Annotated in this window: 20 protein-coding genes; 17 read left to right on the plus strand and 3 right to left on the minus strand. The window is 70.2% G+C overall.

Annotated elements, in window-relative coordinates; all coding sequences use genetic code 11:
* Positions 1-6 precede the first annotated feature (6 nt).
* Genes E6A21_RS00215 through E6A21_RS00230 form a run of 4 tightly spaced genes read left to right on the plus strand, consistent with a single transcriptional unit; the run spans position 7 to position 4,298 of the window.
* Positions 7-1,023, plus strand: coding sequence for an L-idonate 5-dehydrogenase (locus tag E6A21_RS00215; protein ID WP_138442056.1), 1,017 nt, complete (start codon positions 7-9; stop codon positions 1,021-1,023).
* Positions 1,024-1,069: 46 nt separating this feature from the next.
* Entirely contained in the window at positions 1,070-1,834 is a 765-nt protein-coding gene (locus E6A21_RS00220) for a demethylmenaquinone methyltransferase (RefSeq protein ID WP_281281536.1), read from the plus strand.
* Between the two features lie 7 nt (positions 1,835-1,841).
* Positions 1,842-3,188, plus strand: coding sequence for a geranylgeranyl reductase family protein (locus E6A21_RS00225; RefSeq protein ID WP_138442059.1), 1,347 nt, complete (start codon positions 1,842-1,844; stop codon positions 3,186-3,188).
* Between the two features lie 9 nt (positions 3,189-3,197).
* Complete coding sequence (locus E6A21_RS00230; protein ID WP_138442061.1) at positions 3,198-4,298, plus strand: polyprenyl synthetase family protein; 1,101 nt, start codon at positions 3,198-3,200, stop codon at positions 4,296-4,298.
* A gap of 220 nt (positions 4,299-4,518) precedes the next feature.
* Here the strand turns inward: E6A21_RS00230 and E6A21_RS00235 are convergent, their stop codons facing one another.
* Complete coding sequence (locus tag E6A21_RS00235) at positions 4,519-4,959, minus strand: hypothetical protein (protein ID WP_138442062.1); 441 nt, start codon at positions 4,957-4,959, stop codon at positions 4,519-4,521.
* 74 nt (positions 4,960-5,033) lie between these two features.
* Here E6A21_RS00235 and E6A21_RS00240 point away from each other — a divergent pair, with 74 nt between their 5' ends.
* The 10 genes from E6A21_RS00240 to E6A21_RS00285 all read left to right on the plus strand — a co-directional run bounded on the left by E6A21_RS00240 (position 5,034) and on the right by E6A21_RS00285 (position 16,707).
* On the plus strand, positions 5,034-5,720 hold the full coding sequence (locus E6A21_RS00240; protein WP_138442064.1) for a sirohydrochlorin chelatase: 687 nt from the start codon (positions 5,034-5,036) through the stop codon (positions 5,718-5,720).
* A 145-nt stretch (positions 5,721-5,865) separates the two neighbouring features.
* A complete protein-coding gene (locus tag E6A21_RS00245) occupies positions 5,866-7,653 on the plus strand; it encodes a nitrite/sulfite reductase (protein ID WP_138442065.1) in 1,788 nt (595 codons plus the stop codon).
* Positions 7,650-8,387: a phosphoadenylyl-sulfate reductase gene (locus E6A21_RS00250; RefSeq protein WP_246036103.1), complete on the plus strand. Its 738-nt coding sequence runs from the start codon at positions 7,650-7,652 to the stop codon at positions 8,385-8,387. The genes E6A21_RS00245 and E6A21_RS00250 overlap by 4 nt, the downstream gene beginning before the upstream one ends.
* The gene (cysD, locus tag E6A21_RS00255) at positions 8,384-9,331 is read left to right on the plus strand and encodes a sulfate adenylyltransferase subunit CysD (RefSeq protein ID WP_425471487.1); all 948 of its coding nucleotides are present in this window, start codon (positions 8,384-8,386) and stop codon (positions 9,329-9,331) included. Before E6A21_RS00250 ends, cysD begins: the two co-directional genes overlap by 4 nt.
* Positions 9,331-10,728 carry a sulfate adenylyltransferase subunit 1 gene (locus tag E6A21_RS00260; RefSeq protein ID WP_138442070.1) on the plus strand — a complete coding sequence of 466 codons (1,398 nt, stop codon included), beginning with the start codon at positions 9,331-9,333 and terminating at the stop codon, positions 10,726-10,728. The genes cysD and E6A21_RS00260 overlap by 1 nt, the downstream gene beginning before the upstream one ends.
* A 374-nt stretch (positions 10,729-11,102) precedes the next feature.
* Positions 11,103-12,299, plus strand: coding sequence for an ABC transporter substrate-binding protein (locus tag E6A21_RS00265; RefSeq protein WP_138442071.1), 1,197 nt, complete (start codon positions 11,103-11,105; stop codon positions 12,297-12,299).
* Positions 12,300-12,308: 9 nt separating this feature from the next.
* The gene (locus E6A21_RS00270; RefSeq protein WP_138442073.1) at positions 12,309-13,034 is read left to right on the plus strand and encodes an ABC transporter ATP-binding protein; all 726 of its coding nucleotides are present in this window, start codon (positions 12,309-12,311) and stop codon (positions 13,032-13,034) included.
* Entirely contained in the window at positions 13,024-13,938 is a 915-nt protein-coding gene (locus tag E6A21_RS00275) for an ABC transporter permease (protein WP_138442074.1), read from the plus strand. Before E6A21_RS00270 ends, E6A21_RS00275 begins: the two co-directional genes overlap by 11 nt.
* Positions 13,935-15,188: a uroporphyrinogen-III C-methyltransferase gene (gene cobA / locus E6A21_RS00280; RefSeq protein WP_138442076.1), complete on the plus strand. Its 1,254-nt coding sequence runs from the start codon at positions 13,935-13,937 to the stop codon at positions 15,186-15,188. The genes E6A21_RS00275 and cobA overlap by 4 nt, the downstream gene beginning before the upstream one ends.
* A 43-nt stretch (positions 15,189-15,231) precedes the next feature.
* Positions 15,232-16,707: an FAD-dependent oxidoreductase gene (locus tag E6A21_RS00285; protein ID WP_138442077.1), complete on the plus strand. Its 1,476-nt coding sequence runs from the start codon at positions 15,232-15,234 to the stop codon at positions 16,705-16,707.
* Here E6A21_RS00285 and E6A21_RS00290 read toward each other — a convergent pair.
* Positions 16,704-18,137 (minus strand): PucR family transcriptional regulator, encoded by a 1,434-nt coding sequence (locus tag E6A21_RS00290; protein WP_138442078.1) that lies wholly within the window; start codon positions 18,135-18,137, stop codon positions 16,704-16,706. The genes E6A21_RS00285 and E6A21_RS00290 overlap by 4 nt on opposite strands.
* A 151-nt stretch (positions 18,138-18,288) precedes the next feature.
* Between E6A21_RS00290 and E6A21_RS00295 the strand changes: the two genes are divergently transcribed.
* The 3 genes from E6A21_RS00295 to E6A21_RS00305 all read left to right on the plus strand — a co-directional run bounded on the left by E6A21_RS00295 (position 18,289) and on the right by E6A21_RS00305 (position 22,098).
* Positions 18,289-19,719, plus strand: coding sequence for an aminobutyraldehyde dehydrogenase (locus tag E6A21_RS00295; protein ID WP_138442080.1), 1,431 nt, complete (start codon positions 18,289-18,291; stop codon positions 19,717-19,719).
* A gap of 51 nt (positions 19,720-19,770) precedes the next feature.
* The gene (gene gabT / locus E6A21_RS00300) at positions 19,771-21,132 is read left to right on the plus strand and encodes a 4-aminobutyrate--2-oxoglutarate transaminase (protein ID WP_138442081.1); all 1,362 of its coding nucleotides are present in this window, start codon (positions 19,771-19,773) and stop codon (positions 21,130-21,132) included.
* 93 nt (positions 21,133-21,225) lie between these two features.
* Positions 21,226-22,098, plus strand: a complete 873-nt coding sequence (locus tag E6A21_RS00305) for a universal stress protein (RefSeq protein ID WP_138442083.1) — start codon at positions 21,226-21,228, stop codon at positions 22,096-22,098.
* 191 nt (positions 22,099-22,289) lie between these two features.
* On the opposite strand, the gene E6A21_RS00310 is transcribed toward E6A21_RS00305, so the two are convergent.
* Positions 22,290-23,252: a type IV toxin-antitoxin system AbiEi family antitoxin domain-containing protein gene (locus E6A21_RS00310; RefSeq protein ID WP_138442085.1), complete on the minus strand. Its 963-nt coding sequence runs from the start codon at positions 23,250-23,252 to the stop codon at positions 22,290-22,292.
* Between the last annotated feature and the right edge of the window lie 36 nt (positions 23,253-23,288).

Consider the following 23,288-nt stretch of genomic DNA (forward strand, 5'->3'; position numbering starts at 1 on the left):
AACCCCATGAGCCTGGCCGTCGTCGTCCACGCAGCCGGTGATCTGCGCCTCGACCCCGTCGAACCCCGCGAGCCCGGCCCCCGGGAGGCCCTCGTCTCGATCGAGTACGGGGGGATCTGCGGGAGTGACCTGCACTACGTCAAGCACGGCGCCGCGGGGCTCAGCATCCTCAAGGACCCCATGGTCCTGGGGCACGAGGTGGCGGGACGAATCGCTGCCCTCGGCTCCGAGGTGTCCGGTTTCGAGGTGGGCCAGGCCGTCGCCATCCACCCCGCCATCGTGTGCGGCGAGTGCGAGTTCTGCACGTCGGGCCGGCCGAATCTTTGCGTCAACGTGCACCACCTCGGATCGGCCGCCTACCACCCCCACACGGAAGGCGCCTTCTCCGCCCGCACGGTGGTTCCGGCGAGCCAGCTCCGTGCCGTGCCCGACGGCGTGAGCACCCGTCTGGCCGCGGTCGCCGAACCGCTCGGCGTCGCCATCCATGCCGTGCGCCGCGCGGGCTCGGTCGAAGGCCGGACCGTCCTGGTGAACGGGGCCGGTCCCATCGGGGCCCTCGTCGTCGCCGCCGCCCGGAAGGCCGGGGCCGCACGCGTCGTCGCCAGTGATCTGGCCGTCGGCTCCCTTGAGATCGCGCGCCGCATGGGAGCGGACGACGTCGTCAACCTCGCCGAGGGCGGCACCCTCCCGGACGCCGACGTCGTCTTCGAGGCATCCGGTGCCCCCGTCGCCGTCACGAGCGTCCTGCGTGCCGTGAAGCGCGGCGGGATCGTCGTCCAGGTGGGCAACCTCCCCGCAGGCCTCCTCGAGGTCTCCCTCGCCGAGATCGTGTTCCGCGAGATCGACTACCGCGGGTCGTTCCGCTTCATCGACGAGATCTCGACCGCACTCGAGTACCTCGCCGGCGGCCTCGACGTCGAACCGATGCTGACGCACGAATACCCGGTCGAGGAGGCAGTCGAGGCGTTCCGGGTGGCCGGGGACCGCAGCACGGGGTCCTCGAAGGTCCTCCTGCGGTTCTGAGCGGGTGCGTCCCGAGGCCCGGCGGAAGTTTGGCAGAATGGGCCGGGTGAGCACAGGCAAGAGGGCATCTCTCCAGAAGGTTCCCGGCGACGTGGCGAGCATGTTCGACGACGTGGCTCCCCGCTACGACGTCGTCAATGACCTGCTCTCGCTGGGCCAGACGCGCAGGTGGCGCAAGGTCGTCTTCGACGCGGTCGGCGCGAAGCCCGGCCAGCGCGTCCTCGACCTCGCGGCCGGCACGGGCACGTCCGCCGAGCCCTACGCCGACGCTGGCATCGAGGTCGTCGCGTGTGACTTCTCGCTCGGCATGCTGCGCGTCGGCAAGCGCCGCCGCCCCGACATCGACTTCATCGCCGGCGACGCGACCCGCCTTCCCTTCGCGGACAACTCGTTCGACGCCGTCACCATCTCCTTCGGCCTCCGCAACGTGAGCGAGCCGCACCGAGCGCTGCAGGAGATGCTGCGCGTCACGAAGCCGGGCGGCAGGCTTGTCGTTGCCGAGTTTTCCTCGCCCGTGAACCCGCTGTGGCGCACCATGTACCTCGAATACCTCATGCGCGCTCTTCCGCCCATCGCGCGGAAGGCCTCTTCGAACCCCGACGCCTACGTGTACCTCGCAGAGTCGATCCGCGCATGGCCGGACCAGGACCACCTCGCGGACTGGCTCACCCGGGACGGCTGGGAGGACGTCGAGTACCGCAACCTCTCCGGCGGCATCGTCGCCGTCCACCGCGCCACGAAGCCTGTGCCGGCGGCCGCGCAGTCCGGGCCGGTGGAGAAGATCCGGCGCGCGCGGCGCGCGGCGGGCTGAGGGGCTCATGGAGGTCCTGATCGTCGGGGCCGGGCCCGCCGGCTCGACCGCAGCGCACTACCTCGCGCGTTCCGGCGTCGAGGTGACGGTGCTCGAGAAGACCCGTTTCCCCCGTGAGAAGGTCTGCGGCGACGGGCTCACGCCGCGGGCAGTCCGCGAAATCCAGCTGCTCGGCCTGCCCCATGCGGCCGAGGACGGGTGGCGGCGCAACCGCGGCCTGCGTCTCATCGCCGGCGGCCGCACCGTCGAACTGCCTTGGCCCGAAGGCGGCGGCTTCCCCGACTACGGCCTCATCCGGACCCGGCTCGGGTTCGATGAGGCGCTCGCACGCCACGCCGAAACGGCCGGCGCGAGGATCCTCGAGGGGCACAACGTCGCGGAAGTCCTGACGGACGACGGCGGTCGGGTCGTGGGCGCGCGTGTGCAGCTCCTCGACGAGGACGGCCGCAGGACGGGGGAGACCCGCGACTTCCGCGCCGACGTCGTGCTTGCCGCCGACGGCAATTCCACGCGGGCCGCCGTCTCGCGCGGACTCGCCAAGCGCGACGACCGGCCCCTCGGCGTCGCCTACCGCACGTACTTCCGCAGTCCCCGGCACGAGGACGACTGGATGGAGGGCTGGCTCGAGCTCCCCGGCCGCGACGGCAAGCCGCTCCCGGGCTACGGATGGGTCTTCGGGGTCGGCGACGGCACGTCGAACGTGGGGCTCGGGATCCTCAACTCGTCGAAGGAGTTCGGGAAGCTCGACTACCGGCAGGTGCTCCGCGACTGGACTGCCTCGATGCCGGAGGAATGGGGCTTCACCGAGTCGAACCAGGCCGGGCCCGTGCGGGGGGCGGCCCTCCCGATGGGGTTCAACCGGACTCCCCACGTGGTTCCCGGCATGGCCCTCCTCGGCGACGCGGGAGGCATGGTGAGCCCCTTCAACGGCGAGGGCATCAGCTACGCGATGGAGTCGGGCCGCTACGCGGCGCAGTTCCTCGTGGATGCCGCAGCAGCCCAGCGCTCGGCGGGTCGCGTGCGGCCGGCCGCGGACGACGTCGACCGCCGCCTCCGTGCCTACGCGGACCATGTGCGGGAGCAGTGGGGGAGCCACTTCACGCTCGGCCGCGCATTCGCGGCGCTCATCGGCCAGCCTGCGGTCATGCGCCTCGCACTCCGCACGGGGATGCCGGTCCCGGCGCTCATGCGCGTCGTCGTCCGCCTCCTCGCCAACCTCACCGAAAAACGGGGAGGAGGGCTCGAGGACCGAGCCATCCGGCTCCTCGAGGCGCTCACGCCGGAGACGTCGAACCTTCGGCCCATGACTCCGCCCGCAGTCCGTTTGAACTCGCCCACCCCGGCCGAAAGCTAGGCTTGACCCGTGACGAACACTGAACACAGCTGGACCCACGCGGGGCACGGCGCCGGCGAGAGCGCCGAGCCCGCCCCGACCACGACGGCGATTGCCGCCGGGATCCAGCTGCCTGCCGGATTCGCCGCGATAGCGGAGGACCCCGACCTCGGCCCCGCCATCACGACGAACATGGCCCGCGTCGAGAAGCGTCTCCGCGAGGCCATCGCGAACTCCGACCCCCTCGCCGATGCGACGAGCCGCCACCTCGTCGAGGCCGGCGGCAAGCGGATCCGGCCGCTGCTCACTCTCCTCTGCTCGCATCTCGGCGACTGGACGCGGCCGGAGGTCCTGCAGGCGGCCGCCGTCGTCGAGCTCACGCATCTCGCGACCCTCTACCACGATGACGTGATGGACTCCGCACCGTACCGTCGTGGAGCCCCGACCGCGCACGAGGTGTGGGGCAACACTGTTGCGATCCTCACGGGCGACCTCATCTTCGCGCGCGCCTCGATCCTCGTCTCCGAGCTCGGCGGCCGTGCCCTGTCCATCCAGGCCCGGACGTTCGAACGCCTTTGCCTCGGCCAGCTCCACGAGACCGTGGGGCCGCGTGAGGATCAGGATCCCGTGGAGCACTATCTCTCGGTGCTCTCCGACAAGACCGGTTCCCTCATCGCCGCGTCGGGGCAGATGGGCGCGATCTTCGCCAAGGCCCCTGACGAGTATGAGGAAGTGCTGGTCAAGTACGGGGAGAACGTGGGCGTCGCGTTCCAGCTCGCCGATGACGTGATCGACGTGACCGGAGGGAAGGTGACGTCGGGCAAGTCCGCTGGCACGGATCTCAGGGAAGGCGTGCCCACCCTGCCGGTGCTCCTCCTGAGGCGTGCAGCCAACGGCGGGGACGAGTCCGCGCGCGACGTGCTGCGGCTCATCGACGGCGACCTGTCGAGCGACGCTGCCCTCGCCGAGGCTGTTGCAGCGATCAGCGAGCATTCCGTGACCGCGGACTCGTGGGCTGCCGCGCGGGAGTGGGCGGACGCTGCGAAGGCGGCCCTTTCGCCGCTGCCCGAGGGCGTCGTCAAGCACTCGCTCTCAGCGTTCGCGGACGCGGTGGTGGACCGGCAGGCGTAGCGCCCCGGTACTTGTCCCACGCGTAGCGCCGCACGTGCTGTCACATGTGCGCTTAAACGGTTGGGCCCTGGGTGGCGGCAATGCCGCTATCCCAGGGCCCGTTTCCGTTCGCACCCGAATCCACTGGAGGCTGAAGTGGATCCACTGACAAGTTTATGACAGATCTGTCATATGTCCAGTCCCAACCGTCAATTTATTCTTGGGGGCAGGAAAGGCGCGCCTAGACGTGCTGCTCTTCGTCATCCTCGGCCCCCGAGAAGACCCATTCGAACATGTCGAACGTGAACTCGGAGAAGGTGCCGTCCTCCGACACCCACTCGCCGCGGGCGTTGTTCTTGCGGTAGACGATCGGGTCGGGCACCCGGAGATCCCCGGAGCGCAGGCCCCACGTGAACTGCTCTTCCTCGTCCTCGAGGAACATGAGGAACCCCTCTTCGTCGATCTCGAGTTCCTCGGGATCCCAGAAGTAGTGGTACGCCTCCATCAGCTCGGAGCCTCCGAGCGCAAGGTAGAACTCGCGCAGCGCGAGGGGGATCGTGAAGGCGTGCTCCTCGAGGGCCTCGTCGAGCTCGTCCTCGGAGATCCCATCACTCGGCCTCCACGGATCGCCGAGGTACTTGGGGACAAGCGCGCGGAACTTCTCCAAGAACATGTCGCTCATGACTTCATCCTAGCCGGGCCGCTCTCGCCTGCGGAGGCGGTGGCCGGAGTCGGGCGCGCAGGTAGGCTCCCCCTATGACCCAGCCGTTCCTCGTCGCCTGCGCTCACGGAACCAGCAATCCGGACGGGAAGGCCGCGATCCTCGGGGTCGTGGACGAGCTGCGCGCCGCCCGTCCGGACGTCACCGTGCTGGAGGCCTACGTCGACGTTCACGGCCCCGAGCTGCCCCGCGTCGTCGAGGGCCTGCCAGCGGACGTGCCCGCCGTCGTCGTCCCGCTCCTGCTGAGCGTCGGCTACCACGTCAAGGTGGACATCGGCCGGGCCGTCAAGTCCAGGGAACGGACGACGGCGGCCGCGCCCCTCGGCCCGGATGCGCGTCTCGCGGAGGTGCTCCGCGAGCGCCTCGCCGCGGCGGCACTCGGGCCGGACGACGCCGTCGTGCTCGCCGCTGCGGGCTCGTCGAATCCGGCCGCGGCAGACGACGTCGAACGCCTCGCCGACATGCTCCGGCACCTGATCCCGAACAGGGTCCTGCCCGCCTACGGGGCGAGCGCCGAGCCCAGCGTGCCCGACGCCGTCGCCGAGCTTCGCGCGGAGGAGACCGGCCGCATCGTGATCGCGAGCTACCTGCTCGCGCCCGGCTACTTCCACGACCAGCTCGCCCGCGCGGGGGCGGACGCCGTCGCAACGCCCCTGCTGCCGTCCCCGGAGGTCGCCCGGATCGCCCTCGACCGTTTCGACGCCGCCCTCGCCACGCTGTGAGCACCGGACCCCGGGGCCGGGTCGGGATCGGCTGGCGGGGTCGGCTCGCGGGGTACGTGACGCCAATACGAAGAAATATGTCCCCCGGTGACATCGCATTGCATCTCTCTGGGGACACGCCCGGGGCGGTCCGTACCCTCGAATCATGACTGAAACAGCCCTCACTGCGCGTTCCGGGGCTGCCCGCGGCGGGCAGCGACCCGATCAGCGTGCTGACCAGCGTCCGGGGCAGCCGGGGCGTCCGCGTTCGTCCAAGCCCAACGGGCAGTGGAAGGTCGACGGGACCGAGCCGCTCAACGCCAATGAGGTCTGGAAGCAGGAAGACGGCGGCCTCAGCGTCCGCGAACGCATCGAGAACGTCTACGCCAAGGGCGGCTTCGACTCGATCGACCCCACCGATCTGCACGGTCGATTCCGCTGGTGGGGGCTGTACACCCAGCGGAAGCCGGGCATCGACGGCGGCAAGACGGCCACGCTCTCGCCCGAGGAACTCGAGGACCGCTACTTCATGATGCGCGTGCGCATCGACGGTGGCGCGCTCACGACCGAGCAGCTCCGCGTCATCGGCGGGATCTCCCGCGACTTCGCGCGCGGCTCGGCCGACATCACCGACCGCCAGAACATCCAGCTGCACTGGGTCGAAATCGAGAACGTGCCCGAGATCTGGCAGCGGCTCGAGGGTGTCGGCCTGCACACGACCGAAGCCTGTGGCGACGTGCCCCGCGTCATCCTCGGTTCGCCGGTCGCAGGCATCGCTGCCGAGGAGATCCTCGACCCGACGCCGCAGATCCGCGAGATCGCGGACCGCTACATCGGCGACGAGAGCTTCGCGAACCTCCCGCGCAAGTACAAGACCGCGATCACAGGCCACCCCAGCCAGGACGTGGTCCACGAGATCAACGACTTCGCCCTCGTGGGCGTCGTGCACCCCGAGCTCGGCCCGGGCTACGACCTGTGGGTCGGCGGCGGCCTCTCCACGTCGGCTCACCTCGCGGTCCGCCTCGGCACGTTCATCGAGCCCTCCCGCGCGGCCGAGGTCTGGGCCGGCGTGACGAGCATCTTCCGCGACTACGGCTACCGCAGGCTCCGCAACCGCGCGCGCCTCAAGTACCTCGTGGCCGACTGGGGCGCCGAGAAGTTCCGCCAGGTCCTCGAGACCGAGTACCTCTCCTCGCCGCTGCCCGACGGTCCCGCTGCCGAGAAGCCGACGACGCCGGGCGACCACGTGGGCGTGCACCGCCAGAAGGACGGGCGCTTCTACGTCGGCGCGACCCCGACCGTCGGTCGGGTGTCGGGAGAGGTCCTGCTGCAGCTCGCGGACCTCATCGAGGCGCACGGCTCGCAGCGGCTCCGGACGACTCCGCACCAGAAGATCGTCGTCCTCGACATCGAGGAGAGCCGGGTCGAGTCACTCGTAGCCGGGCTCGAAGAGATCGGCCTCTACGCCAACCCCAGCCCGTGGCGGCGCTCCACCATCGCGTGCACGGGCATCGAGTTCTGCAAGCTCGCGATCGTGGAGACGAAGGAGACGGCAGCCAACGCCATCGACGAGCTCGAGAAGCGGTTCCCGCCCGAGGCCGGCGAGGGCTCGGGCGCGAACGGGCTGCTCAAGCCGCTGACCCTCCACATCAACGGCTGCCCCAACTCGTGCGCCCGCATCCAGACGGCGGACATCGGGCTCAAGGGCCAGCTCCTGCCAGACGGCAACGGCGGCCAGACGCCCGGCTTCCAGGTGCATCTCGGCGGCGGGCTCGCTTCCGAGACCCGTGAAGAAGCCGGCACCGGGCGGACCGTCCGGGGCCTCAAGGTCACTACCGAAGACCTTCCCGAGTACGTCGAGCGGGTGACGCGGCGGTACCTCGCAGAGCGTGCCGACGAGAGCCAGAGCTTCGCGGAATGGGCCCTTGCGGCCGAGGAGGAGGCGCTCCAGTGAGCACGCAGACAGAGGCAGCCAAGCCGAAGGCGCCCAAGCGCTCAGCAGAGGAACTCCGCGCCCTCGCCGACTCCGGTGCAGCGGAGCTCGGCTGGGACGCGTCCGCAGAGCAGGTGATCGCGTGGGTCGCGAGGAATTTCGCCACCGAAGCGGCAGCCGTGGCCTGCTCGATGGCAGACGCCGTGCTGCCCGCCCTCGTCGCCGAGCAGCTGCCCGGCGTCGATGTGCTCTTCCTCGACACCGGCTACCACTTCCCGGAGACGTACCGGACGAGGAATGACGTCGCCGAGAACCTCCGCGTCAACATCGTCGACGTGCTGCCGCGTCAGACAGTGCCCGAGCAGGACGTGGCCGAGGGCAAGGACCTGTTCGCCCGAGACCCAGCCCGGTGCTGCGCCCTGCGGAAGGTCGAGCCCCTGCACCGCTCCCTCGAGGGCTACGAGCTGTGGTTCACGGGTGTGCGCCGGGACGAGGCGCCGACCCGCACCAACACGCCCCTCGTGGTGTTCGACGAGAAGAACGGCCTCGTCAAGGTCAACCCGCTCGCGCCGTGGTCGTTCGACCAGCTCGTCCAGTACTCCGAGGACAACCTGCTGCCCGTCAATCCCCTCCTTGCCCAGGGGTTCCTCTCCATCGGCTGCGCGCCGTGCACCCGCGCCGTGGCCCCGGGAGAGGACCCCCGAGCCGGCCGCTGGTCCGGCACCGACAAGACAGAATGCGGACTCCACGTATGAGCGCTCCCACCACCGCCGCCCCGGCCGAGGCTGCCGCCACGGAGGCCGCGGCCCACCTCGGGCTCCTGGACTCCCTCGAGGCCGAGTCGATCCACATCATCCGCGAGGTCGTCGCGGAGTTCGAGCGTCCTGCAATGCTGTTCTCGGGCGGCAAGGACTCGGTCGTCATGCTGCATCTGGCCGCGAAGGCGTTCTGGCCCGGGAAGATACCGTTCCCCGTGCTGCACGTGGACACGGGACACAACTTCCCCGAGGTCCTCGACTTCCGCGACCGTACCGTCGCCCGGCTCGGACTCAAGCTCGTGGTCGGTTCCGTGCAGGAGTACATCGATCGCGGCGAGCTCCAGGAGCGCGCCGACGGGACGCGCAATCCCCTCCAGACCGTGCCCCTGCTCGACACGATCGCAGCTAACAGGTTCGACGCCGTGTTCGGCGGCGGCCGACGCGACGAGGACAAGGCCCGCGCGAAGGAGCGCATCCTCTCGCTGCGCGACGAGTTCGGCCAGTGGGACCCGCGCAACCAGCGTCCGGAGCTGTGGAACCTCTACAACGGCCGCCACACCGTGGGCCAGCACGTTCGTGCGTTCCCCATCAGCAACTGGACCGAGCTCGACATCTGGCGCTACATCGAGCGCGAGCGCATCGAGCTGCCGAGCATCTACTACGCCCACGAGCGCGATGTCTTCCAGCGCGATGGAATGTGGCGCGCCGTCGGCGAGGTGAGCCTGCCGCGCGAGGGGGAGGACGTCGTCGTCCGCACCGTGCGCTACCGCACTGTGGGGGACATGTCCTGCACGGGCGCCGTCCTGTCGGACGCCTTCACGGTCGCCGACGTGGTCCGCGAAGTCGCGGCGTCGACCCTCACCGAGCGCGGTGCCACGCGCGCCGACGACAGGATCTCCGAGGCGGCGATGGAAGACCGCAAGAAGGACGGGTACTTCTGATGACTGCTGAAGCCACGCTGCCCCCGGCAGCCCTCGAGCAGGGCACCGTGCCCTCCGGAACACTGTTCCGGTTCGCGACGGCCGGCTCGGTCGACGACGGAAAGTCGACCCTCGTGGGCCGACTCCTCCACGATTCGAAGGCCATCCTCGCCGACCAGCTCGACGCCGTGGCCCGTACGTCCGAGGCGCGCGGCTTCGGCGGGGACAAGGCCGAAGGCACTCGCCGGCTCGACCTCGCTCTGCTGACGGACGGCCTCCGGGCTGAGCGTGAGCAGGGCATCACCATCGACGTCGCCTACCGCTACTTCGCTACCGATCGCCGCACGTTCATCCTCGCCGACTGCCCCGGCCACGTGCAGTACACGAAGAACACGGTCACGGGTGCCTCGACGGCCGACGCCGTGGTCCTGCTCATCGACGCCCGCAAGGGCGTACTCGAACAGACGCGGCGGCACCTTTCCGTGGCGGCGCTCCTGCGTGTCCCGCACGTCGTCGTCGCAGTGAACAAGATCGACCTCGTGGACTTCTCCGAGTCGGTCTTCAGGACCATCTCCGCCGACGTTGCCCGGGCCGCGCGAGAGCTCGGGCTGCGCGAGGCGGTCGCCGTGCCGGTGTCCGCGCTCGACGGCGACAACGTCGTGGACCGCTCGGCCCGCACTTCCTGGTACACGGGGCCGACGCTCATCGAGCTGCTCGAGAACCTGCCGGGCACCGACGAACTCGATGATGCCCAAGAGCCGTTCCGCTTCCCAGTGCAGACCGTGATCCGCCCGCAGGGCGCGCTCGCGCCGGGGCTCTCGGAAGCGGAGTTCCGGGACTACCGCGCATACGCGGGCCAGATCACGGAGGGCATCGTCCGTGTGGGCGACCGCGTCTCCGTGGTGACGCCCGGTCAGGCTGCACGCGAGACAACCGTGGCCGGGATTGACGTCGCCGGCCGCTCCCTTCAAGAGGCGGCCGCGCCGCTCTCGGTCGCGCTCCGCCTTGCCGACGAGTTCGACGTCGCCCGGGGAGACACGATCGCAGCAGCGGGCACCCTGCCGGAGAGCACGGCCGACCTCTACGGCTCCCTGTGCTGGCTCTCGACGAAGCCGCTACGCGAGGGTGCGAAAGTCCTCGTCAAGCACGGGACATCAACAGTCCGGGCACTGGTCCGGTCGGTGTCGGGGCGCCTCGACCTCGACACGTTCCAAGTGGCTCCCGCCTCCGGCCTCGAGCTCAACGACATCGGCGAGGCCCAGCTGCGCCTCGCCGCGCCGCTCCCGCTCGAGCCGTACGCGTCGCACCGTCGCACTGGTGCCTTCCTCGTGATCGACCCGCAGGACGGTGCGACCCTGGCCGCGGGCATGGTCCGGGCGCACCCGGGCGATTCCGAGGACGAGCGCTACTGGATCTAGCCCCGTCCTCCCCGAGCCACGGCGCCCGTCACCCCCTGGTGGCGGGCGTCGTCGCCTTCCTGCCCGGTTATCGGCTGCAGACCGTAGGGGATGCGGCGTGTCGCGACCCGACACGCAGGCAGGGCCTGAGAAACGGGCTGGAGCGCCCAAGCAACGCCCCTCGGAGACCGCGCCGACCCTGTGTGACGCCGCGTGACGTACGGTGAACGACCGTGACCGGGCTCTTGGGGCGCCGAAATCCCCTCCCTACGCTGGAACGCATGGTCCGCACCAAGAGCCCCGCGATCCCAGGGCAAATGCCCCGATGTCGGGCTCGTCGCTAGGCCCGCCTCCCGACCTTCCGACCCTTCTCCAGCGAGACCCGAGGACTCACCATGAGCAAGAGCCCTACGCCTGACACAGAGACGCCCCAGCGCGTCCGCATCACCGCCGACACGGACACGGACCGCGCGAAGCGAGGCCGGGGACTGACCATCGGCATCGGAGCCGCCGTCGTCCTCCTCCTTGCAGTAGGCGCCGCCCTGGCGACCGCCCACGCCAACCAGGGGGCGACCCAGCCGAGCCAGTCCGCCGTGGCCCAGACGGGCACCCCCGCGGCACAGCTGAGGCTCGGCTACTTCGCGAACGTGACCCACGCCCCCGCCGTCGTCGGGGTCCACCAGGGCCTGATCGCCGACACCCTCAAGGCCGCCGGCACGAACAGCCTCACGACGCAGGTCTTCAACGCCGGCCCGGCCGAGATCGAGGCGCTCAACGCGGGCGCCATCGACGCCGCGTACGTCGGCCCCAACCCGGCGATCAACTCCTTCGCCCAGAGCAAGGGCCAGTCGCTCGTCGTGGTTGCGGGGGTTGCTGCGGGCGGTGCGCAGCTCGTCGTGCGGCAGGGCATCACGTCGGCCTCGCAGCTCAGGGGCGCGACGCTCGCGACGCCGCAGCTCGGCAACACGCAGGACGTCGCGCTCCGCGCCTGGCTGGCCAAGCAGGGCTACAAGACGAGCCCGAGCGGCGCAGGCGATGTGACGATCGACCCGACGGACAACGCCCAGACCCTCAAGCTCTTCCAAGCCGGGAAGCTCGACGGCGCCTGGCTGCCCGAGCCGTGGGCCTCGCGCCTCGTGCTCGAGGCTGGCGCGCACGTGCTCGTCGACGAGAAGACCCTGTGGGACGGCTCCCAGACCGGCAAGCCCGGGCTGTTCCCGACGACCGTGCTCGTGGTGAACAAGAAGTTCGCGGCAGACCACCCGCAGACGGTAGAGGCCCTCGTCAAGGGCGACGCCGCCGCGATCGACTGGCTCAACAAGGCGAGCGGCACGGAGAAGGTCCAGGCCGTGAACGACGGGCTCAAGGCCGCCGCCGGGCAGGCCCTGCCCGCGAGCGTCGTCCAGAGCGCCCTGGGCAACATCACCTTCACCACCGACCCCCTCGCGGGCGCGTACCCGAAGCTGCTCCAGGACGGCGTCGACGCGGGAGTCTCCAAGTCTGCAGACCTGCACGGACTCTTCGACCTGAGTGTCCTCAACCGCCTCTCGGGCGGGGCCAAGGCCAGCGCCGCCGGACTGGGACAGGAGTAGGAGCGAGACATGTCCGTACTGCTCGAGAACCTCGGCAAGCGCTTCGGCGACGGCGCCCCCGTGCTCGACGGGGTGAACGCCTCAATCGGCGCGGGGGAGTTCGTGGCCCTGCTGGGCGCTTCCGGCTGCGGCAAGTCGACGCTGCTCAACATCATCGCGGGCCTCGAGCGCCCCAGCTCGGGGGCCCTCGAGGTCCCGGCAGATGGGGCAGCGTTCATGTTCCAGGACGCCGCCCTCTACCCGTGGCTCACGGCTCGCGGGAACGTCGAGCTCGCGCTCAAGCTGCGCGGCGTCGGAAAGGCCGAGCGCAGGGCCCGGGCCACCGAGCTCCTCGACCTCGTCCACCTCGGTGAGGCCGCCGACAAGCGCCCGCATGAGCTCTCGGGCGGCATGCGCCAGCGCGTGGCCCTGGCCCGTGCCCTGAGCCAGGACCGCGAGGTCCTCCTCATGGACGAGCCGTTCGCCGCGCTCGACGCCATCACGCGCGACCTCCTCCACGACGAGCTCACCCGGATCTGGCGCGAGACGAACCGGACGATCATCTTCGTCACCCACAACGTCCGGGAGGCCGTCCGCCTCGGCCAGCGCGTCCTGCTCCTCTCCTCCCGCCCGGGCCGCGTGGTGAGCGAGTGGGCCGTGCCCGGCGCGGTGAAGGACGACGCCGCAGCTGCCGCCGCCCTGACGGCCGACATCACCGCCCGCCTGCGCGAGGAGATCCGCCGCCATGGCAAGTAACGTGACCGAACTCGAACCGGGGGCGCACGCCGCGGGAACCACTAGGACCGAGACCGAGGATCTCCGTGCCCTTGAGGCAGGCCTCGACGAGCTCCAGTCCGAGGCCGCCCACCGCCGCCGCGACTGGGGGCGGGTGGCGCTCCCGCTCGGGGCCGTCGTCGTCGTCCTCCTCGTGTGGCAGATCGTGGCGTCGCTCGGCCTCAAGCGGCAGGACCTCATGCCCGGGCCGCTCGACGTCGCCGCGAGCCTCGCCCAGCTGTGGCGGGAGGGCCAGGTCCAGGAGGCTATCGTCACCTCCCTCACGCGCGGGCTGCTCGGCTTCGCCGTCTCGATCGTCATCGGCACCCCGCTCGGCCTCCTGCTCGCACAGGTGCGCCCGCTCCGCCGCGCGTTCGGCCCGCTCATCTCGGGCCTCCAGGTCCTGCCCTCGGTCGCGTGGGTGCCGGCCGCCATCATCTGGTTCGGCCTCACGGACGGCACGGTCTACTTCGTGGTGCTCATGGGGGCGATCCCGTCGATCGTCAACGGCCTGATCGCCGGCGTCGACCAGATCCCGCCGCACTACCGTTCGGTCGCGAAGGTCCTCGGCGCGTCGCGGCTCGAGCTCGCGCTCCAGGTTGTCCTCCCGGCCGCGCTCCCCGGCTATGTCGCTGGCCTCAAGCAGGGCTGGGCGTTCTCATGGCGCTCCCTCATGGCTGCCGAGATCATCGCGGTGGGCGGAAGCCTCGGCTTCGGCCTGGGCTCGCTCCTCGATCAGGGCCGTACGCTGAGCGACATGGGAATCGTCATGGGCGCCATCATCGCGATCCTCGCCGTCGGCATCCTCATCGAGCTGCTCGTGTTCGGGCCCGTGGAGCGGAGGCTCCTGCGCAGGCGCGGCCTCCTCGCGGGGGCAACCCGATGACCGGTCGTGACCTCTTCCCTACCTCCCTGCGGCTCCTCGGGAAGCCCGTCCTCGTCGTCGGCGGTGGGCGAGTCGCCGGGCGCCGCGCCCTGGCGCTCCTCGATGCGGGGGCGGTCGTCACCGTTGTCGCGCCGGAGGCAGGGGACGACGTCGCGCGGCTGGCCGAAGCGGGTCTCGTCACGTGGGTGCGCCGCGGCTACGAGACGGGCGACCTCGACGGCGTCTGGTTCGCGCAGACCGCGACGGGGGTCGCCGAGGTGGACTCGCGTGTGGCCGCGGACGCCGAGGAATGCCGCATCTGGTGCGTCAACGCGGGCGATCACGAGGCCTCCGCCGCGTGGACCCCTGCGTCGGCCCGGGTCGACGACATCACGGTTGCAGTGAACGCCGGGGGAGACCCACGGCGCGCCAAGGCGCTCAAGGACGCGATCGTCCTCGCGCTCCGGACCGGGAGCCTCCCCCTGCGGAGGCAGAGGGCCGCAGCACGCGGCCAGGGACGTGTGGCGCTCGTCGGCGGCGGCCCCGGAGACTCGGGGCTCATCACCGTGCGGGGACGCCAGCTCCTCGCCGAGGCCGACGTGGTCGTCGCGGACCGGCTCGGGCCCCGCGGACTCCTCGACGAGCTCACCGCCGCCGAGGCAGGCGGCCCCCGCGTCGTCGAGGTCGGCAAGGCCCCCGCGGCCCATCAGGCGAGCCAGGACGAGATCAACAGCATCCTCGTCGACGAGGCACGAGCGGGCCATCTCGTCGTGCGGCTCAAGGGCGGCGACCCGTACGTCCTGGGGCGTGGGGGCGAGGAGGCCGAGTTCTGCCGCGAGCACGGCGTGGACGTCGAGGTGGTCCCAGGCGTCACGAGCGCGATCTCCGTGCCCGCGGCCGCGGGCATCCCCGTGACCCACCGGGGGCTCGCGACGGGCTTCAGCGTCGTGACCGGGCACGAGGAGCTCTCCGAGCTGCCGGCTCGGCCAGACCACACGATCGTGCTGCTCATGGGGGTGCGCCGCCTCGCGCACTCCGTACGGCACCTGCTTGCGCACGGCCTCCCCGGCAGAACTCCCGTCGCGATCGTGGAGAGCGGCTGGACCGAGCGCCAGCGCGTCACGATCGGAACGCTCGAGACGATCGTGGACCAAGCCGAGCGCGTCGGCGTCGCGAACCCTGCCGTCATCGTGGTGGGCGACGTCGTGCGTGTGAGCCCCTACGCCGTCGGCTCCCTGCCCAGCACGTCGGCCGCCCATCCGGCGCAGTGAGCGCCCACCGGAACCTCTGAACCCCATCCGAAGGAACAACCCAGTGTCGAACACGAACTCCACCCCAGCCCGAGGCACGGCTGGACGCCCGCTCCGCATCGCCGTCGTCGGCTCCGGCCCCGCCGGCGTCTACGCCGCCGACCTGCTCACCAAGAGCGCGCCCGCCGCGTCGGGTGAGCTCGCGCTGAGCATCGACCTCTTCGACCGCTACCCGGCGCCCTACGGCCTCATCCGCTACGGCGTCGCGCCGGACCACCCGCGGATCAAGGGCATCGTCAACGCGCTCCACAAGGTCCTCGACCGGGGCGACATCCGCTTCTTCGGCAACGTCGAGTACGGGACGGACCTCACGCTCGAGGACCTCCGCCGCCACTACGACGCCGTGATCTTCGCGACCGGCGCGATCAAGGACGCCGACCTCAACATCCCGGGCATCGAGCTCGAGGGCTCCTTCGGCGCGGCAGACTTCGTCTCGTGGTACGACGGCCATCCCGACGTGCCCCGCGAGTGGCCGCTCGAGGCCAAGGAGATCGCAGTGATCGGCAACGGCAACGTCGCGCTCGACGTCGCGCGGGTGCTCTCCAAGCACGCCGACGAGCTGCTCGTGACCGAGATCCCGGACAACGTGTACCGCATCCTCAAGGATTCACCGGTCACTGACGTGCACGTCTTCGGCCGGCGCGGCCCCGCGCAGGTCAAGTTCACCCCGCTCGAGCTCCGGGAGCTCTCGCACTCGCACGACGTCGATATCGTCCTGTACCCCGAGGACTTCGAGTTCGACGAGGCCTCGGACCGCGAGATCCAGACGAACAACCAGGTCAAGACGATGGTCGGCACGCTGACCAACTGGATCGCGGAGCAACCCGAAGACCTCTCCGAGCTCACCGCCTCCCGGCGCCTGCACCTGCACTTCCTGCACAGCCCGGTCGAGATCGTCGACTCGACCGAGACTCCGGGCAGGGTCGCCGGGATCCGCTTCGAGCGCACAGAGCTCGACGGCACGGGCAACGCGCGGGGTACGGGCGAGATCGTCGAGTACCCGGTCCAAGCTGTGTACCGCGCGATCGGCTACTTCGGTTCGCTGCTCCCCGACGTCGAGTTCGACCACACTCGCGGGGTGGTCCCCAACGACGGCGGTCGCGTCCTCGACGCCGAGGGCGCCTTCGTGCCCGGCCTCTACACGACGGGCTGGATCAAGCGCGGTCCCGTCGGTCTCATCGGCCACACGAAGGGCGACGCCCTCGAGACCATCGGCCACCTCCTCGAGGCCCGCGAGGACCTTCCGGTCGCAGCCGAGCCCCGGGAGGACTCTGTCGTCGCCCTCCTCGAGGAGCGGGGAACCGAGTACACGACCTGGGAAGGCTGGCTTGCCCTCGACGCGCACGAGCGCTCGCTCGGCGAAGCCGCCGATCCTGCCCCGACCCACAAGGGGCCGGTCGTGCGTGAGCGCGTGAAGGTCGTCGCGCGGGAGGAGATGGTGGGCATCTCCCGCGAGGGCGCGGCAGTCGCCGCCGGCTAGGCGCGGGAGACCCGCCGCACCGCGAGCGCGAGGTAGAGCTGCACGCGGTCCGCGGTGACGGCGGGGTCGTAGCCCGTGAGCTCGGCGATCTGCGCGAGCCGGTACCGGACGGTGTTCCGGTGCAGGTTGAGGTCGTCGGCCACGGAGGCCACCGACCCGTTGAGGTTGAGGTACGTCTCGAGCGTGTGCACGAGCTCCGAGCCGTGCTGCTTGTCGAAGCGGACGAGGGGACCGATCGCCTCGCCCGCCATGTCAGCGAGCGGGACGTCCTCGCTCGAGAGCAGGAGCGAGGTGAGGCTCAGCCGCTCGGGTTCGTTGACCTCGAGCCCGCGCGCGGCCGCCTCCTTGGCCTCGAAGAAGCTCCAGCGCAGCCCGTTCGGCTTCGTGTAGCTGCCTCCGATGCCGATCGTCGCGTGAATCCCCGCCTCCACGAGGTGGTCGGCGAGACTCCTTGCGAGCTTGGGAGCGCGGCTTCCGTCGTCCTCGACCACGACGACGAGGTCCCGGTCCACCATGGCGGTGACCGCGCCGTCGAGCACCGCGGGCAGTGTGGTGCCCCGCAGGTTCTTGTAGTGGGCGGCGGACTCCGCGAGCAGCACGACGTTCCGCTTGGTCGAATTGACCCCGACCCCCGCGAGGCGGCGCGAGGCCTCGTCCGTGTCGAGGGAGCCGCGTACGACGTCGGCCATCACCTGCCCGGCGAGGGCCCGCTGGGCCTGGCGCTGCTTCGTGAGGTTGTTGAGCTCGACGCTGATGAGGTTCTGGGCGTACCCGATGATTCCCGTGTCGTCGAAGGGCTTCCTGGCCCAGAGCGTGCACGCGTCGCGGCGCCCGGTGGGTACGGGGAAGGGGACCCAGCGGTCCATGGTCGGCGCCCCGGCGTCCTTGCTGCTCGAGTAGAGCTCCGCCGTGAACTGCGTGAGCACGAGCTCGGTGCCGAGCATCCCGCCGAGATGCTTGAGGAGCTCGGGGAGGCCGCCGCCGCTGAGGAGGGAGCGCGCGAGGATCTGGTGGTCGGCGATGAGCTTCTCGAGCTTGGCGTAGTGGTCGGCGGACAGCGAGTCGGCGACGAGCCGGCTGATCGCCATGAACGGGGTCTGGTACGGGACCTCGATGACGGGCAGTCCCCAGCGATTTGCTTCGGCGACGAGGGCCGGCGGAACGCTGTCGTGCCCGAGCCCCACCCCGAAGCCGATCCCGACGGCTCCTGCGCGCTGCAGGACGCGGACGAAGCGCCGCTGCTCCTCGGCCGAACGCTGCCGCACTCCCGTCGTGAGCACGAGTTCCCCGCCGCTGAGGAACATCGACGGATTCTCCTGTTCGGTGACCGCCACCCACGCGATCTCGCGCCGGAGGGGCGCCGTTGCCGAACCTGCGAGCACGAGCCCGAGGCCGGGTGCCTCGAGCAGTGCGGAGAGGGTGAGAGCCATGCGACAACTATAGGGGTTGAGGGCTGGCCGTTTGCACCATGAGCCCGATCCTTTCCAGTGCAATCGGCCATACTCCGTGTGGCCTGCGTCGCCTAGTCTCGTGGGGAGGCCGGAGTGGCCCCGAGAGACCCAGCGAACGAGGAAAGACACCGTGGTCCAGACCTTGCAGAACTTCATCGGCGGCGAGTTCGTGACGCCGACCGGCACCGAGGTGCTCGAGATCGTCAACCCGACGAACGGGGAAGTCGTCGCGCACGCCCCCGTCTCGATCGCGGAGGACGTCGACGCCGCGATGGCGGCCGCTGAGGGCGCCTTCTCGGGATGGAAGCGCACGACGCCGAGCGAGCGGCAGCGTCTCCTGCTGCGCCTCGCAGACGCGGTCGAGGCCGCGAGCGACGAGCTCGTCGAGGCGCAGCACCGGAACACGGGCCAGGTGCGTTCGCTCATCGCCTCGGAAGAGGTCGCAGCAGGCGCGGACCAGCTGCGCTTCTTCGCGGGCGCCGCCCGGCTGCTGGAAGGCAAGTCGGCGGGGGAGTACTTCGAGGGGCACACCTCGTTCGTGCGGCGCGAGCCGATCGGCGTCGTCGCCCAGGTGGCTCCCTGGAACTACCCGTTCCTCATGGCGATCTGGAAGATCGGGCCGGCCCTCGCGGCCGGGAACACGGTCGTCCTCAAGCCCTCTGACACCACTCCGGAGTCGACCCTCGTGCTCGCCCGGCTGATCCAGGGCATCTTCCCCGCCGGCGTCGTGAACGTCGTGCTCGGCAACGGGGCCACGGGCGCCCTCATGGTCGAGCACCCCGTGCCCGGCCTCGTGTCGATCACGGGCTCCGTGCGGGCTGGCGTCGCCGTCGCGACCGGGGCGGCGAAGGGCCTCAAGCGGGCCCATCTCGAGCTCGGCGGGAAGGCACCCGCCGTCGTCTTCGCCGACGCCGACCTCAAGAAGTCAGCCGCCGCGATTGCCGAGTTCGCCTTCTTCAACGCGGGGCAGGACTGCACGGCGATCACGCGCGTGCTGGTCGAGGATGACGCGCACGACGAGTTCGTCCGGCTCCTGGTCGAGCACACCAAGACCCTCGAGACGGGCCACGAGGACGACGCAGAGAACTACTTCGGACCCCTGAACAACGTGAACCACTTCAACGCCGTCACCCACGTCGTCGAGGCGCTTCCCGAGTACGCTCGGGTCGAGACCGGCGGCCACCGGACGGGGGAGAAGGGCTTCTTCTTCGAGCCCACCGTCATCACGGGCGTGCATCAGGACGACGACGTCGTCCAGAAGGAGACGTTCGGCCCGGTCCTCACGGTCCAGAGGTTCACGAGCGAGGACGAGGCCGTCGAGCTCGCGAACGACGTCGAGTACGCCCTCGCCTCGAGCGTGTGGACCTCGAACCACGGCCGCGCCATGCGGCTGGCCCGCGACCTGGACTTCGGCGCGGTCTGGATCAACACCCACATCCTGCTCACGGCGGAGATGCCCCACGGAGGCTTCAAGCAGTCCGGGTACGGCAAGGACCTCTCCATGTACTCGGTCGAGGACTACACGCGTATCAAGCACGTCATGAGCAACCTGGACGCCTGAAGGCGCGGAAACGCCTGAAGCCGCCGGAAAAGCTTGGAAAGGAACCACTCAATGGACATCACGTACCGTCTCGAGCAGAAGCGCAGGGTCCTCGGGGACTTCCCCGGCCCCAAGTCCCTCGAACTCGCCGCCCGCCGCGCGGCAAGCGTCGCCAAGGGCGTCGCCTCCTCCGTCCCCGTCTACGTCGCAGACGCTGACGGCGGAGTGATCCACGACGTCGACGGCAACTCGTTCATCGACCTCGGCTCCGGCATCGCGGTGACGACTGTCGGCGCGTCGGACGCCGCCGTCGTCGGCGCCGTCAAGGAGCAGGTGGAGCACTTCACGCACACGTGCTTCATGGTCTCCCCCTACGAGGGCTACGTGGCCGTTGCCGAGAAGCTCAACCGGCTCACGCCCGGCGAGCACGAGAAGCGCACCGTCCTGTTCAACTCCGGTGCGGAGGCCGTCGAGAACGCCGTGAAGATCGCCCGTGTCGCGACCGGCCGCGACGCCGTTGTGGCGTTCGACCACGCCTACCACGGCCGCACCAACCTCACGATGGGCCTCACCGCGAAGGCGATGCCCTACAAGCACGGCTTCGGCCCGTTCGCCGGCGAGATCTACCGCGCCCCGATGAGCTACCCGTTCCGCGAGGAGAACCCGCAGATCACGGGCAAGGAAGCCGCCGAGCGCGCGATCCTCCTGATCCAGAAGCAGATCGGCGCGGACCAGGTTGCGGCCATCATCATCGAGCCGATCCAGGGCGAGGGCGGCTTCATCGTCCCTGCGGACGGCTTCCTGCCGCGCATCGCCGAGTTCGCCAAGGAGAACGGCATCGTCTTCATCGCGGACGAGGTCCAGTCGGGCTTCTGCCGGACGGGCGAGTGGTTCGCGGTGCAGCACGAGGGCGTTGTCCCGGACCTCATCACGACGGCGAAGGGCATCGCTGGCGGCATGCCCCTCTCGGCGGTGACGGGTCGCGCTGAACTGCTCGACGCCGTCCACGGTGGCGGTCTCGGCGGCACCTACGGCGGAAACCCGGTGGCCTGCGCGGCAGCGCTCGCCGCGATCGAGACGATGGACAGCCAGGACCTGCGCGGCCGGGCCCGCGAGATCGAGGCGACGGTCAAGCGCCGCCTCGGCGCGCTGCGCGACGAGCTCGGCGCCGACAGCATCGTCGGCGACCTCCGTGGGCGCGGCGCGATGCTCGCGATCGAGTTCGTCAAGAAGGGCAGCGCGACCACGACCAAGGAGCCCGACGCGGACGCGACCAAGAAGATCGCGGAGTACTGCCTCAAGGAGGGTGTCATCATCCTCACGTGCGGCACCTACGGCAACGTGATCCGCCTGCTCCCGCCGCTCGTCATCAGCGACGAGCTGCTCGCCGACGGCCTCGACGTGCTCGAAGCGGCGATCCGCGCCAACTCCTGACGATCCGGCTCGGCCGCCCCGGGCTGCAGACGCGAGGACCACGCGCCTGCAGCCCGGGGCGGCCTCTCGTTTCTGTGACGTAGAGTCGGCTCCATGCGGTATGTCGTCGGATACCAGTCGGACGAGCGCGGAGGGGACGCGGTCGCTCTCGGCGTCGCCATCGCCCGGGCCCAGGGCGCCAAGCTGGACATCATGCTCGTCCTCGACGAGGACGCACCCTACGTCGCCGTCGATCCGGACGGCCCTCGCGGCAACCCGTTGGAGCAGCTCGTCCTGACGGCCCAGCGCAAGGCTTTGGCCCTGGTCCCGGAGGACGTCGACGCTGAGTTCCACGTGCGACGGGGAACCTCGGCTCCGGCCGTCCTCATCGAGGCCGCGGTGGAGTTCGAGGCCGCACTCATCGTGGTCGGCGCGGCAAGCAACGGCCTGTTCAAGCGCTACACGGTCGGTACGGTGGCCAACGCGCTCCTCCACGCGTCGCCGGTCCCCGTGGCCCTTGCGCCGCGGGGCTACACCCGCACCGACCCCATCCAACGGCTCACGGCCTTCATCGGCCACAGGCAGGGCGCGGATGCCGCGGTCGATGTAGCGCTCGTTGCCGCGGGGCGCCGCGACGTTCCACTGCGCCTCGTCTCCCTCGTGGAGCTCGACGAGCGGGGAGAGCACGGCGAGAACGTCAACGCCGCGCATCGCCACGCGAACACCGTCCTCGCAGACGCCGCGCACCGGTTGCCCAAGGGCCATGAGGCAAGTGTCGAGGTGGCGCACGGGCGCACTTTCGAGGAGGCCGTCGACAGCATCGACTGGCTCGAAGGGGAGCTCGTGATCATCGGTTCGAGCCGGCTCGCCCAGAAGCGCCGCCTGTTCCTCGGCTCCACAGCGAACAAGATCCTGCGAGTGCTCCCGGTCCCGCTCGTCGTCGTGCCCCTCGAATACGAACGTGCGGAGTCCCACCCGCTCGGCTAGCTTCTGGGACCGGCGCAGCCGTCCGCAGCGGCACCGCCGTCCTCAAGCGGCATAGCCGTCCCGCAGCGGCACAGCCGTCCCGCACGCCCGACGGTTCTGCCGTCGAAGGACGGTCGAAACCCGCCTTGCCAGGAACCAGGTCACAGGCCGGGATCGGTCACAAGCCGAGACCGGTCCCAGGCCAAGACCAGTCACAACGCGAGCCTTCGGGCCCGCTTGAACGCCGCAGCGACCTTCGCCGGTATAGCGCCGGGAACCGAAAGCTCGGCCCAACGGGCTCGGACGAGCGTCCACCCTTCCGCGACGAGGGCATTCTCCCGACGGCGCTCGGCGAGAAGGACAGAAGGAATTGGACGATAGTCGAAGTACTTGTTCTCGCCGTCGAACTTGAGAATCACCATCACGTCCGGCCACGCGAAATCAGCCCGGAAGGTGCCCTCGGCCGTGCGGATCTCGAATTGGAGCTCGGGCGAGGGGAGGCCCGCGGCGGCCAACGCCAGTCGAGTCCGGGTCTCGCCCGGCGATTCGGAGCGGGGATCCAGCACGCCGAGAAGCTTTTCGAGGCGACGTGATCCTCGAGCCGATCCCGTCCGTTCAGCGGCTGCGCGGATCCCCTCGACCGTCGCACCCATCCGCAGGGCATGGTCTCCGATGATGGCGGCCCGCTCAAGGTCGCTGGTTCTCGCGCAGTCCAATACGGTCCGCTCGAGCGTCGTCGCCCGGGCAACGTTGCCCGAGCTGAGGTGGATCGCAGTGATGTCCTCCTCGGGCAGTCGAAGGCGGTGCGGCATCACGTCGGAACCGTGGCTCGCCCTCGACGCCGAGTAGGGGACGGTCACATGGACCTGCTCGTCCCTGTCCCAGGTCGAGCAGCGCCGCAGTCGAGCGGCCGAGACATGGCTGTAGACGGATTGGCCGCGGGTAGCCAGCCAGTGGGCCTCGATGCGGAACCGATCGCGCTCCCACGGGGAGAGGGCCAGCCAGAGGTCGCGACGCACGTACACACCCCGACGGACGCGCAAGAGGATCCCTTCGCGGACTGCGGCTGTGAGGGCCCGGTGGTCGACCCCCGCCACGCGAAGCTGATTCGACGATGCAATCCCCTCCGCGGGCCATCGAGAAGCGAGCAGTTTCGAGAGCTGGTGTGAAGACATGGCGCCAGTCTCGTAGCGCTCGGGTCGTCGAGGGAG

The sequence above is a fragment of the Sinomonas susongensis genome, from assembly GCF_005877005.1.
Lineage (GTDB): Bacteria > Actinomycetota > Actinomycetes > Actinomycetales > Micrococcaceae > Sinomonas > Sinomonas susongensis.

Excerpts from the sequence above, each read along its gene's own strand:
- E6A21_RS00215 (WP_138442056.1), top strand. The coding sequence starts at position 7 with ATGAGCCTGGCCGTCGTCGTCCACGCAGCCGGTGATCTGCGCCTCGAC.
- E6A21_RS00225 (WP_138442059.1), top strand. The coding sequence starts at position 1,842 with ATGGAGGTCCTGATCGTCGGGGCCGGGCCCGCCGGCTCGACCGCAGCG.
- E6A21_RS00235 (WP_138442062.1), bottom strand. The coding sequence starts at position 4,959 with ATGAGCGACATGTTCTTGGAGAAGTTCCGCGCGCTTGTCCCCAAGTAC.
- E6A21_RS00240 (WP_138442064.1), top strand. The coding sequence starts at position 5,034 with ATGACCCAGCCGTTCCTCGTCGCCTGCGCTCACGGAACCAGCAATCCG.
- E6A21_RS00245 (WP_138442065.1), top strand. The coding sequence starts at position 5,866 with ATGACTGAAACAGCCCTCACTGCGCGTTCCGGGGCTGCCCGCGGCGGG.
- cysD (WP_425471487.1), top strand. The coding sequence starts at position 8,384 with ATGAGCGCTCCCACCACCGCCGCCCCGGCCGAGGCTGCCGCCACGGAG.
- E6A21_RS00260 (WP_138442070.1), top strand. The coding sequence starts at position 9,331 with ATGACTGCTGAAGCCACGCTGCCCCCGGCAGCCCTCGAGCAGGGCACC.
- E6A21_RS00265 (WP_138442071.1), top strand. The coding sequence starts at position 11,103 with ATGAGCAAGAGCCCTACGCCTGACACAGAGACGCCCCAGCGCGTCCGC.
- E6A21_RS00270 (WP_138442073.1), top strand. The coding sequence starts at position 12,309 with ATGTCCGTACTGCTCGAGAACCTCGGCAAGCGCTTCGGCGACGGCGCC.
- E6A21_RS00275 (WP_138442074.1), top strand. The coding sequence starts at position 13,024 with ATGGCAAGTAACGTGACCGAACTCGAACCGGGGGCGCACGCCGCGGGA.
- cobA (WP_138442076.1), top strand. The coding sequence starts at position 13,935 with ATGACCGGTCGTGACCTCTTCCCTACCTCCCTGCGGCTCCTCGGGAAG.
- E6A21_RS00290 (WP_138442078.1), bottom strand. The coding sequence starts at position 18,137 with ATGGCTCTCACCCTCTCCGCACTGCTCGAGGCACCCGGCCTCGGGCTC.
- gabT (WP_138442081.1), top strand. The coding sequence starts at position 19,771 with ATGGACATCACGTACCGTCTCGAGCAGAAGCGCAGGGTCCTCGGGGAC.
- E6A21_RS00305 (WP_138442083.1), top strand. The coding sequence starts at position 21,226 with ATGCGGTATGTCGTCGGATACCAGTCGGACGAGCGCGGAGGGGACGCG.
- E6A21_RS00310 (WP_138442085.1), bottom strand. The coding sequence starts at position 23,252 with ATGTCTTCACACCAGCTCTCGAAACTGCTCGCTTCTCGATGGCCCGCG.